We start from the raw sequence: 11,599 nt of genomic DNA on the forward strand, positions 1-11,599 counted from the left end.
AAATTTATATAAAACTCTAAACTATTCGAAATTTATGAAATCGATTGCTCAATTAAATCTACCTAATTAAATTGAAAGTTCTTGAGATAATTGATACATATCTCGATCAAGTTCATGCTTTTGAGATAGTGCTTCGATAATATCATGATCAACTAACTTATTATTTTGGATTCCAACACAACGTCCGCCTTTGCCCTCCATAAGAAGTTCAACCGCTCTCGCTCCTAGACGACTTGCTAAAACTCGATCAGCAGCACTTGGTGAACCACCACGTTGAACATGTCCTAAAACTGTTACACGCGTGTCAAAATGAGTTCGATCTTGAATTACTTTACCAATCTCAATTGCACTTCCGACGCCTTCTGCAACAACAATGATACTATGTTTTTTACCACGCTCACTACCACGGTTTAATTTACTAATAATATCATCCATATCATAGTCACATTCAGGTATTAAAATCGTTTCTGCTCCATCAGCTAACCCTGCCCATAATGCAATATCACCTGCATTACGACCCATAACTTCAATTACATATGTACGCTCATGTGATGTCGCTGTATCACGAATTTTATCAATCGCATCAATAACAGTATTTAATGCTGTATCGAATCCAATTGTAAAATCTGTACCTGGAATATCATTATCAATTGTACCTGGAACACCAACGCAAGGATAACCATGTTCAGTCAGCTTCTTTGCCCCCTGATATGATCCATCTCCACCAATAACAACTAATCCTTCAATTCCAAACTTTTTAAGTTGTTCGATCCCTTTCATTTGTCCTTCTAATGTTTTAAATTCCGGACAACGTGCACTAAGTAGTTTTGTTCCACCACGATGAATAATATCACCAACAGAACCTAACTCTAGCTTCTCAATATTTCCATTGATAAGACCAGAATAACCTTGGTATACACCATAAACTTCTAGGCCATGGAAAATCGCTTTTCTTACAACTGCACGTACAGCTGCGTTCATTCCTGGAGAATCTCCTCCACTAGTTAATACGCCAATTCTTTTCATTATGTATTCACCTCAATGATTTTACCTTATGCATTTATTCATTTTTATAAAGTACCATGTAATGCCTATTTAAACAATAGAAATTATGTGAACTTTTTCATAAACTTTTTTTAATGAATGAAGCACTTTTAAAAAGTATGACGACATCTTTATGCATATTGCTATTTTTCACTAATTTTTAAAAAAAAATACAAAAAGAGCATGCTAACATATTGTTTCACACACTCTAGAAGTTAAACTAAATATTATTGGTTAAAAGAAATTTTTCCTAACTTTGCGTGTTTTTCATATCGCTGTTGAACTAGCTCATCACTATCCATAGATAACAGTGACTTTAATGTTTCGTATAAGTACTTATCGATATATTTAGCCTGTTGTTCAACATCATTTTGTGCTCCACCTTTTACTTCAGGTATAATTTGGTCAACTACACCTAATTCTAAAAGGTCAGGAGCTGTTATTTTCATTGTTTCAGCTGCTCTACGTGCTTGTGAGGAATCTTTCCATAATAATGCTGCTGCACCTTCTGGTGAAATAACAGAGTAAGTTGAGTTTTCTAACATTAGTAACTTATTACCAATTCCTAATGCTAACGCTCCACCACTACCACCTTCGCCAATTACAATACAAATAGTAGGTACTTTTAAGCCTGCCATTTCAAAAATATTACGGGCAATTGCTTCACTTTGCCCACGCTCTTCAGCTGCCTTACCAGGATATGCACCTTTTGTATCGATAAACGCAATAACCGGTCTGTTAAATTTCTCTGCTTGCTTCATTAAACGAAGTGCTTTTCGGTACCCTTCAGGATGTGGCATACCGAAATTACGTCTAATATTTTCTTTTGTATCTTTACCACGTTGATGTCCAACGACAGTAACCGGCAATCCACGATAAGATGCGATACCTGATACGATTGCAGCATCGTCTCCGAATAATCGATCACCATGACATTCAAAGAAATCTGTAAATAATCTATTAACATAATCTAAAGTAGTTGGTCGTTCTGGATGTCTAGCAACTTGTACACGATCCCAAACTCCCATGTTACCGTATATTTCATTTTCTAAGGTTTTTAAACGTTCCTCTAAACGTCTGATTTCTTCAGAAAAATCAACATCATGTTGACTTGTATAAACCTTTAGTTCGTCTATTTTCGTCTTTAGTTCATGAATCGGTTTTTCGAATTCTAACATAACCACTATTGCAAGACACCCCCTTGATGTAAGTTAAGGATTGTAAATAATTTTGAACGTAATTCTAATCGTGAAATGACTGCATCAAGCTGACCATGATTCATTAGGAATTCAGCAGTTTGGAAGTCTTCAGGTAATTCTTCACGGATCGTTTGCTCGATAATACGTCTACCTGCAAAACCGATTAAAGCACCAGGCTCAGCAAAGTTAAAATCGCCTAAAGACGCAAAACTAGCAGATACTCCACCTGTAGTTGGATTTGTCATAATTGAAATGGCTAAATAACCTAGTTCACTATGCTTTTTAAGCGCAGCGCTAGTTTTTGCCATTTGCATTAAACTTAAAATACCTTCCTGCATACGAGCTCCGCCAGATGCAGTAAAAATAATAAATGGTGAACCGTCAGATGAAGCTCGCTCAACTGCACGAGTTATTTTCTCTCCGACAACAGATCCCATGCTTCCCATTCGGAATCTTGCATCCATAACTGCAATTACAACAGGAATTCCGTCGATTTTTCCTTTTCCTGTTACAATAGCCTCGTTAAGCTCTGTTTTTTTACGATCACCTTCAAGCTTCTCTATGTAATCAGGGAAGTGTAAAGGATTTGCAGAGATCATATTTTGATCAAACTCTTCAAAAGTATTTTCATCAATTAAACTTTCGATTCTTTCGAATGCTGTCATTTGATGGTGATATCCACAACTATTACAAACTTTTAGGTTTTTTATTAATTCTTTTGTAATACTAATTTTTTTACATTTAGGACATTTTGTCATAACACCGTCAGGTAAATCTTGTCTCATTACTTCTGAAGGTATAGATGCATATTTTTTCTTTTTGGAAAATAAGTCTTTTATTTGCAACCTAATTCCTCCTAACTTTTTTAGTACTAAATACTAATAGGATACTATAAATGTTATACACTTTTTGTTAACATTTGTCGATAAAATTCAGCTAAATTTCGTCATTTCAACGATTTAAACAACATGAAATTTGTAGAAAATCTTAAAAAATTAATTTATACATTTTTTATGAAATTCCTTTAATTTCCAACAATCTCTGCGCTTTTTACCACATCTAAGTATTATATCAGATAAAAAAGGATAGTACTACATTACTTAATTTTAGTATTGTAATACTATCCCCATTAATATTGATATCTGGTAATAAAACTATTTAATTAAAGCTAGTTTTTTTGTTTTTTCTTCGATTTCTTTCGGGTCAACATTCAGTCTAGCAACCCCTGTTTCCATTGCAGCTTTTGCCACACTAGCAGCTACTTTTGGAGCTACTCGAGGATCAAATGGTGCTGGAATAATAAAATCTGGCGATAAATCCGCTTCACTTACTAAGCTTGCAATTGCATTTACTGCAGCAATTTTCATCTCTTCATTAATATGTGTAGCCCGAACATCTAATGCTCCACGGAAAATTCCTGGGAATGCAAGAACGTTATTTACTTGGTTAGGATAATCACTTCGACCAGTACCAATTACTAAAGCTCCAGCTTCTTTTGCATCTTCAGGCATAATTTCTGGATCAGGATTAGCCATTGCAAAAATAATAGGATTTTCGTTCATTGAACGAACCATTTCTTGTGTAACTGCTCCTTTTACAGAAACCCCAATAAATACGTCTGCCCCTTCAAGTACTTCTTTAAGGCTACCTTGTATTTTATCTTTATTCGTGTATTTTGCAACTTCATTTTTCACGCTATTCATACCATTTGGACGACCTTCGTAAATCGCGCCTTTTGTATCGCACATAATAATTTGACGAACACCAAAACGATATAATAATTTTAATATAGCAATACCTGCAGCCCCTGCACCATTTAGGACTACTTTAATATCAGCCATATTTTTATTCACTATTTTTAAAGCATTAACTAAACCTGCAAGTGTAACGATAGCCGTTCCATGTTGATCATCATGGAATATTGGAATATTCGTTTCACGCTTTAAGCGCTCTTCTATTATAAAGCAGTTTGGAGCTGCAATATCCTCTAAATTTATTCCACCAAATGTAGGTTCTAACAATTTTACTGTTTGAATGATTTGCTCTACATCTTGCGTATTTAAGCAGATAGGAAATGCATCAACACCAGCAAAGCTTTTAAACAGCGCAGCTTTACCTTCCATTACAGGTAATGCAGCCTCTGGTCCTATATTACCTAGTCCAAGAACGGCAGAACCATCAGAAACTACACCAACCATATTACCTTTCATTGTGTATTCATAAACTCTGCTTTTTTCTTCGTAAATTTCTTTACACGGCTCGGCAACACCTGGTGAGTACGCTAAACTTAGTTCTTTAGCATTTGTAACTGGCACCTTAGAAACTGTTTCTAATTTACCTTGATGTACTCTATGCATATGTAATGCTTCTTCACTTAATAATGACAAACTATTCACTCTCCCTAATGTTGACGAGTTGACTTTTCAACTGTATATTTCTTTGTGATTTTCTCTTTAAAAGGTACAATTTTCTTTTTGTATGATATCACATGTATGTTAATAATAAATAGTTTAGAGAAGAATGTCTATTTCTTTAATACAACATTTGCATCCCCTACAATATTCCTTAACATCGAAAGACAATTCACAGATGGATTTACATAATAGTGTTCAGATAATTGAACAGCTTTTTTATCTTCCTCATAGTAAAGCACAACTTTCGTATGCCCTTTAAACTTAGAGATTGTTTGCTGTATTGTATATGAAATATTTTTATTAGTATGTCCCGTAATTTTAATAAATAAAGTATACTTCTTTTGATCGTTTAGTTCTTCCATTTCTTCGATTGTAAGAACTTCATTTATAATTAATTGTTTTCTTTCATCCCGTTCATCAACTTTTGCTTTAACTACGACTACTTCTTTTTCTTTTAATTTATGACGGTATTTTTCAAAAGTAGTTGGAAATACGACAGCATCAATCGAAGTACTTAAATCTTCAACTTGTAAAAAAGCCATATGCTGTTGTTTTTTTGTTTTTGTAACTCTTAAATCCTTAATATAGACAAACAGTAGATGCTCTGTATCTTTCTTCATCATACTTGATGAAATATTCTCAGCATCACTTTCATTAACCAACTTCTCGTATTGACTAATTGGATGACCTGATAAGTAAGTACCTAAAGCCTGTTTTTCGAGTTCAAGCTTAATTGAAACTTTCATTGGCTCCACTTTAATAATTTCTGGTTTAGGCACAAAATCTTCATCAAGAAATAAATCATATTGATCTTCATTTTCAGGTCTTACTATATCCACATAATCAAAAATCATATCAATATTTGCTAATAGTGTTGCTCGGTCGAGCTCAAACTCATCAAAACACCCTGAAAAAATTAAGTTTTCTATACTTTTACGGTTTAATGCTTTTGGTGAAATTTTAATACATACTTCAAAAAAGTCTTTATATGGTCGCTTTTGTAGAATTTCTCTTACAGTTGCTATTCCTATATTTTTAATAGCTAATAAACTATATCGAATTCCATTTCCTTCAACTACAAATGCATATTGACTTTTATTTATTGAAGGTGGATAGATTGGGATTCCTTTCAGTTTTGCTTCACCAATATAATTCGATACTTTCTCTTCACTTCCTATAAAACTCGATAAAAGTGCTGCATAAAATTCAAGAGGAAAATTTGCCTTTAAATATGCTAGTTGATACGCAATCATACTATACGCAACAGCATGACTCCTATTAAATCCATAGTTAGCAAATTGGACAATTAAATCGTATACTTCATTTGCAACTTGCTCATCATAACCTTTAGCTATTGCACCTTCTACAAAATGAATTCTTTCTTTGTCTAAAACTTCCTTCTTCTTTTTACTTACAGCTCTTCGAAGTAAATCTGCTTCACTTAAAGTAAACCCTGAAAGAGTTGAAGCAATTTGCATGATTTGCTCTTGGTAGATAATTACACCATAGGTTGGTTTTAATATTTTTTCTAAAACAGGATGAGGATAAGTTACCTGCTCCAACCCATGCTTATATTGAATAAATCTAGGGATTTGCTCCATCGGACCCGGACGATATAACGCGTTTACAGCCACTATATCTTCAAACTGATTAGGCTGTAATTGCTGTAACACTCTTCTCATCCCTGAAGATTCTAGCTGAAATACACCCGAAGTATCTCCTTTACTAAGAATTTCAAATGTTTTTAGATCTTGTAATGGAATTTCTTCCAAATTAATTACTTCGCCTTTTGCTTCATAAATTAATCGACAGACTTCTTCCAATAAACTTAAGTTACGTAGGCCAAGGAAGTCCATCTTTACTAATCCAAGCTCTTCAAGTATTTCTGCGGGATATTGTGTTAAAAACACTCCATGATTCCCCTCTTGTAACGGGACAACATTTGTTAACGGAAGTTCAGAAATAATAACACCTGCTGCATGGATGCTTGTATGACGAGGTAATCCTTCAACTTGGCAAGCTACCTCAAATATCCTTTTATGAATACCAGAATGTTCAACATGACTTTTAAATGCTTTTGATTGCTCATAGACATCTTTTAATCCTAGTGATGATGATGGAATTAGCTTCGAATACCGATCTATTTCTGTTGGAGTAAGCCCCATTACCCTGGCAATATCTCGAATGGCCGCTTTTGCTCCTAATGTTCCAAATGTAATAATTTGTGCAACATGCACATCACCATATTTTGAAGCTACATAATCTATCATTTCATCTCTTCGATGATCTGGAAAGTCGATATCAATATCTGGCATTGTAATTCTTTCTTCATTTAAAAATCGTTCAAATAGTAAATTATAATGTAATGGGTCTACATTCGTAATTTTTAATACATAAGCCACTAAAGATCCCGCAGCGGACCCACGTCCTGGGCCAACAAATATTCCTTGTTCATGTGCATATTTAATGAAGTCCCAAACTATAAGGAAATAATCGTTAAATCCCATCTTATTGATTGTATTTAACTCAAATTCTAATCTTTGTTTAAGTTCATCATTTATTTCTCCGTACCGCTCAACTATCCCATTTTCGCAAACCATTTTTAAATATTCCAACGTTGAATACTCATCTGGTACTGGATACTTAGGCAATAACGGCTGATGAAATGGAATCGTTACATTACATAGATCTGAAATATGTATCGTGTTTTGAAATGCTTCTTCTTCATCAGAAAACAGCTTTACTAACTCGGCCTTTGATTTATAATAATATTCATTCGAATGTAATCTTGGTCTTGATTCGTCCGATAACTTAGTACCATTTTTAACTGAAAATAATGCATCTTGAATAAGTGCATCCTCTTTTTCAATATATCGAATGTCATTTGTTACAACTAGACCGATGTTTGTTTCTTTTTGTACTTGTTTAATTAATGGATATAGCGAACGATCTTCATGTAAACTGTGATCTTGAATACTGACAAAAAAGTGATCGAAAATCGATTGATACTCTTTTAAATGAACAATAGCTCTTTCGATTTCTCCATTTAAAAGTAAGTTTTCAATTTCTCCTTCGATTCCCGGCGTAATTGCAATCACGCCGCTGCTATATGCCGATAACCACTTTTTAGGAATACCTTCTGGTGATTTAGTCCCTATAATACTCGTAAGTTTTAAAAGGTTTTGATAACCAGTCAAATCTTTTGCTAGTAAAATCATCGGATAAGACTGCTGTTCATCCATTAAAATTGAGAGTTTCACCCCAATAATTGGCTTAATCCCTGCTTTTTTACACGCATGATAAAAAGGAATTACCCCGTACATGACATTTTCATCTGCAATAGCAAGCGCAGGATGTCCTTCTCTAACAGCAGCATTAATTAATTCATCTATTTTACATGCGCTTTGCAATAAACTATAAGAACTTTGAACTTGCAAATGAACAAAACTCATCTACATTCCTCCTTACCATCTTTTCAATATAATCTATTCTATCACAAAATACGAACTTACATTCTATTTTTGTTCGGAGAAAATAAAACAAATCATTTATTTGCAGGCTTACTTTAATACTCATCATACACATAACACTTTGTCCATATATATTAATTGAGGGAGTGAGGACAATTGGAGCTTAAGTTGCCATTTATACCAGCATTAATTTCAATGTATTTTATTTCACTAGGAATCATAATAGGCGGATCAATCATCGGTTCAATCGGTTACTACGTAATTGGGCAACCACCACTAAGCAGCATGTATGATTTATCAATGAAATTAAGAATTTGGGCAATTGTTGGGGCGATTGGCGGAACATTTGATACATTTTATAGTTTTGAAAAAGGATTATTTGAAGGAGAAACAATCGAATTCATTAAGCAAATTTTCATGATTATAGCCGCCATGGGAGGAACACATACAGGTACAATCATTATTCAATGGTTTACAGGAGAACATGTTTAATGAAAGCTCCACCAGAACAACTTTCCCACGGTTGGGCTAAATTTTTTGTAGGCATTTTTTTTGGATTTATCATTAGTTGGCTTGTTTTTATTTATTTTTATGGAGTGACAGAAGAAGAGCAAGTAAAACAAATATCTGAATTAAAAATGCTCAATAAAGATTATTTAAGAGATAAAAATATATTTTTTGAAAATATGGAGCGAATGAACAAAGAAAACAAACGAAAATTAACAGTTCAAGAAATCAAAGTGACAATATTAAATTACAAACAATACAATTTAAATGAATTTACTAATCTTCAACTTGTTAATGATGTAAAGGATGACCTAAGTAATTTACTTACTCAAGACATAAAAAGTGTTTCCCAAAACCGAGAGTTATTAAGACGTGCAATCGAAAACAAAGTTTATATTAAAGATGATCGGCGATTTAAACTAGAAATAGATACAATCTATTTTGATACCGTATTAGAAATTACCCTAAAAATAAAAAGCACAAAATAAATGAGAGGCTAGAACTTACAATTAGCCTCTCAAATTTATTTTTTAAGCTTTATTTTTCTTCCCTACAAACCTTTTTTAATTCTTCCACTACTTTTTCTGCATCTTCCCATGAGAAGATTTTCGCTCCAGATGCAAGCGGATGCCCACCACCGTTAAACATAGCAGCTACTCCGTTTATAACTGATCCTTTAGAACGAAGACGAACTCGAATTAAATCCTCTTCTTCTAAAAAGATAACCCAAGCTTTTACCCCTTTTATATGCCCAAGTGAACTTACAGCTAATGAAGCTTGCTCAGAGTTTACATTGTATTCATCCATTAGAGCCTTTGTCATGTTTATATGACCGACTCCCTCTTCTGTTAGTTTAAAATTTTGAAGAACATATCCATTTAAATGTGCCATCTCAATTGATGTTTCGTACATATTGTCATATATTTCATTAATAGAAAAATCCTTTTTTATCAAATTACTAGCTGCATGAAAAGTTCTTTCTGTTGTACTTGGAAATAGGAATCTTCCTGTATCTCCAATAATACCTGCATAAATTAGTCTTGCAGCTTTGTCAGTTACGACTAATTGTTCATTGCTACTTTCTGCAAGTTCAAAAATTAACTCACTTGTTGAACTTGCAGTAGTATCAACATGCATAATGTCACCGTATGGATCAACGTTCGGATGATGGTCAATTTTAATCAGTTTCTTTCCAGTTGAATATCTAGCGTCATCTACTCGTTCTGTATTCGCAGTGTCACAAACAATGACAAGTGCATCCTTATATACTTCATCTTCAATTTCATCCATTTTATATAAATACTCTAGAGATTGTGGCAAATGTCCTACAACATATACTTTTTTTGCAGGATAACTTGCTTTAATCATCTCTGCTAAACCGCACTGAGAACCGATTGCATCTGGATCTGGTCGAACATGACGATGTATTATGATCGTATCAAATGAATGTATATCTTTTAAAATTTGTTCTTTCAACATTAAACTCTCCTTTATATGAAAACTTTTGAAATATAGTATCTATGACTGTAAAATAGAATTATGTATTAGTCATTGAAAGGTGGAAGCTAAGTGAATAGCATTGCAACAATCGTAATTATATCTTTTCTATTCTTCTTATTTTACGTTACCAAATTTTTCTTTACAAGCGAACTATTAACAAAAAAAATTGCAGGATCACGTGCAAGATTAACTTTTGGATTATTCTTATTGCTTTACGGTATAAATCAAATGGTAGCAAAGCTTGAATTAATAACAATTTGTGTCGGTATTCTTTTCATTCTATTTGGTGTGGCAAATCTATATCGTGGATACTTACAGAATAAGCATTATAAAGCAATTGAAAATAAACAAACTGTTTAATCTTATAGTAATCTAGAAAGTGAGAAACTTACATGATGACAGAAGAACTATTTTCATCAAAATTTGATGAACTAGTAGAATTATCACATTCTAGTAATAAACTTCAAAAACTACTTACTTTTGCAGAAGAATTAGAGAATCAAGAGGAATGGGGATATCTATATTATGTAAATATGGAATTAGCAGAAACTGCTTTTTCTATTGGTGAAATAGACTTATTTATTGATACCTTCTTGTGGTGTGTAGATTTATATGATCAAAACGAAGAACGTATCGAGCAAGAGCAAATCCTATGGCTGTACAAATGGTTGTTGGAAATAATACCTCAGTCCCTCAGATTCACTTTAGAAGAAATTCACCATTATTTCGAGGATTTTAAGAATCGTTTAGTGATTGCTAACTATTCTTTAAGACCTTATTTTCAAGCTCTATTTATAATGAATTTATATTTAAATCAAATTGATTACGCAAAACAAAACTATCAACTATTTAAAAAATCTCCAAGGGATGATCTAAGTAATTGTGAAAAATGCGAAATGTATGGTGAAATGATTTATCTATTAAAAACTGATCATCTTCAAGAAGCTTTAAATTTACAAAATAAAATAATGAATAGCTCAGTTGATTGTGATGAAGCGATTCACAAATCCTATTCCAAATTACTTCTTCCTTTATTTGAAGATGGCAAAATAGACGAAGCATTAATCATTCAACAAAAAGCTTATTTTGTAACATATAATCGCACAAAATACATTCCTGAACTAAGTGAGCAAATGATCTTTTTAACTTTTTGTGATCCTGACAGAGCAATTGAATTGTTTTATAAACATGTTGATATATGTGACAATCTTTCGAATCTATCACATAAATTCGAATTTTGGCTAGCAGCATTATTTATGGCGAAAAAATTGAAAATAAATGAAGATGAATTTATTTATGATTTAGAGAAATTAGAGAAAATAGTATATGACTTAGCAAAAGATTATGATACTAGAAACGAAAATAATGAATTTGTTAATCGAGTTAATAAACTACTTTCGAATTAAAAATACGGGATGATTTTTTCATAAACTTCAAAGGCAGGGAATGGTTTCCTGCTTTTTTT

At 33.0% G+C, this 11,599-nt stretch carries 10 protein-coding genes; 4 read left to right on the forward strand and 6 right to left on the reverse strand.

Features of this window, described 5'->3' with window-relative positions; all coding sequences use genetic code 11:
* Window positions 1-66: 66 nt before the first annotated feature.
* The 5 genes from pfkA to dnaE all read right to left on the reverse strand — a co-directional run bounded on the left by pfkA (window position 67) and on the right by dnaE (window position 8,109).
* Entirely contained in the window at window positions 67-1,026 is a 960-nt protein-coding gene (gene pfkA, locus AB1282_RS01100) for a 6-phosphofructokinase (protein WP_056472229.1), read from the reverse strand.
* 245 nt (window positions 1,027-1,271) lie between these two features.
* Complete coding sequence (gene accA / locus AB1282_RS01105; RefSeq protein ID WP_390309773.1) at window positions 1,272-2,228, reverse strand: acetyl-CoA carboxylase carboxyl transferase subunit alpha; 957 nt, start codon at window positions 2,226-2,228, stop codon at window positions 1,272-1,274.
* Window positions 2,228-3,028 carry an acetyl-CoA carboxylase, carboxyltransferase subunit beta gene (gene accD / locus AB1282_RS01110; RefSeq protein WP_056473088.1) on the reverse strand — a complete coding sequence of 267 codons (801 nt, stop codon included), beginning with the start codon at window positions 3,026-3,028 and terminating at the stop codon, window positions 2,228-2,230. Before accD ends, accA begins: the two co-directional genes overlap by 1 nt.
* Before the next feature lie 369 nt (window positions 3,029-3,397).
* Window positions 3,398-4,630, reverse strand: coding sequence for an NAD(P)-dependent malic enzyme (locus AB1282_RS01115; protein ID WP_056472228.1), 1,233 nt, complete (start codon window positions 4,628-4,630; stop codon window positions 3,398-3,400).
* Between the two features lie 137 nt (window positions 4,631-4,767).
* Window positions 4,768-8,109 (reverse strand): DNA polymerase III subunit alpha, encoded by a 3,342-nt coding sequence (dnaE, locus tag AB1282_RS01120; protein WP_429898268.1) that lies wholly within the window; start codon window positions 8,107-8,109, stop codon window positions 4,768-4,770.
* Window positions 8,110-8,322: 213 nt separating this feature from the next.
* On the opposite strand from dnaE, the gene AB1282_RS01125 reads away from it, so the two are divergent.
* A complete protein-coding gene (locus AB1282_RS01125; RefSeq protein WP_091023738.1) occupies window positions 8,323-8,619 on the forward strand; it encodes a YtrH family sporulation protein in 297 nt (98 codons plus the stop codon).
* Window positions 8,619-9,122 carry a sporulation membrane protein YtrI gene (gene ytrI / locus AB1282_RS01130; protein ID WP_056472220.1) on the forward strand — a complete coding sequence of 168 codons (504 nt, stop codon included), beginning with the start codon at window positions 8,619-8,621 and terminating at the stop codon, window positions 9,120-9,122. Before AB1282_RS01125 ends, ytrI begins: the two co-directional genes overlap by 1 nt.
* A gap of 49 nt (window positions 9,123-9,171) precedes the next feature.
* On the opposite strand, the gene AB1282_RS01135 is transcribed toward ytrI, so the two are convergent.
* Complete coding sequence (locus tag AB1282_RS01135) at window positions 9,172-10,110, reverse strand: DHH family phosphoesterase (protein ID WP_429901036.1); 939 nt, start codon at window positions 10,108-10,110, stop codon at window positions 9,172-9,174.
* A gap of 93 nt (window positions 10,111-10,203) precedes the next feature.
* Here AB1282_RS01135 and AB1282_RS01140 point away from each other — a divergent pair, with 93 nt between their 5' ends.
* Both AB1282_RS01140 and AB1282_RS01145 read left to right on the forward strand, forming a co-directional pair.
* On the forward strand, window positions 10,204-10,494 hold the full coding sequence (locus AB1282_RS01140) for a YtpI family protein (RefSeq protein WP_056472217.1): 291 nt from the start codon (window positions 10,204-10,206) through the stop codon (window positions 10,492-10,494).
* A gap of 32 nt (window positions 10,495-10,526) precedes the next feature.
* The gene (locus AB1282_RS01145) at window positions 10,527-11,540 is read left to right on the forward strand and encodes a hypothetical protein (RefSeq protein WP_429898269.1); all 1,014 of its coding nucleotides are present in this window, start codon (window positions 10,527-10,529) and stop codon (window positions 11,538-11,540) included.
* The last annotated feature ends 59 nt before the right edge of the window (window positions 11,541-11,599 follow it).

This window comes from Gottfriedia sp. S16(2024) (assembly GCF_050473765.1).
Taxonomy (GTDB): domain Bacteria; phylum Bacillota; class Bacilli; order Bacillales; family Bacillaceae_G; genus Gottfriedia.

Coding starts and splice junctions, on each gene's coding strand:
- ytrI (WP_056472220.1), top strand. CDS start 8,619: ATGAAAGCTCCACCAGAACAACTTTCCCACGGTTGGGCTAAATTTTTT.
- pfkA (WP_056472229.1), bottom strand. CDS start 1,026: ATGAAAAGAATTGGCGTATTAACTAGTGGAGGAGATTCTCCAGGAATG.
- dnaE (WP_429898268.1), bottom strand. CDS start 8,109: ATGAGTTTTGTTCATTTGCAAGTTCAAAGTTCTTATAGTTTATTGCAA.
- accD (WP_056473088.1), bottom strand. CDS start 3,028: ATGAGACAAGATTTACCTGACGGTGTTATGACAAAATGTCCTAAATGT.
- AB1282_RS01145 (WP_429898269.1), top strand. CDS start 10,527: ATGATGACAGAAGAACTATTTTCATCAAAATTTGATGAACTAGTAGAA.
- AB1282_RS01125 (WP_091023738.1), top strand. CDS start 8,323: ATGTATTTTATTTCACTAGGAATCATAATAGGCGGATCAATCATCGGT.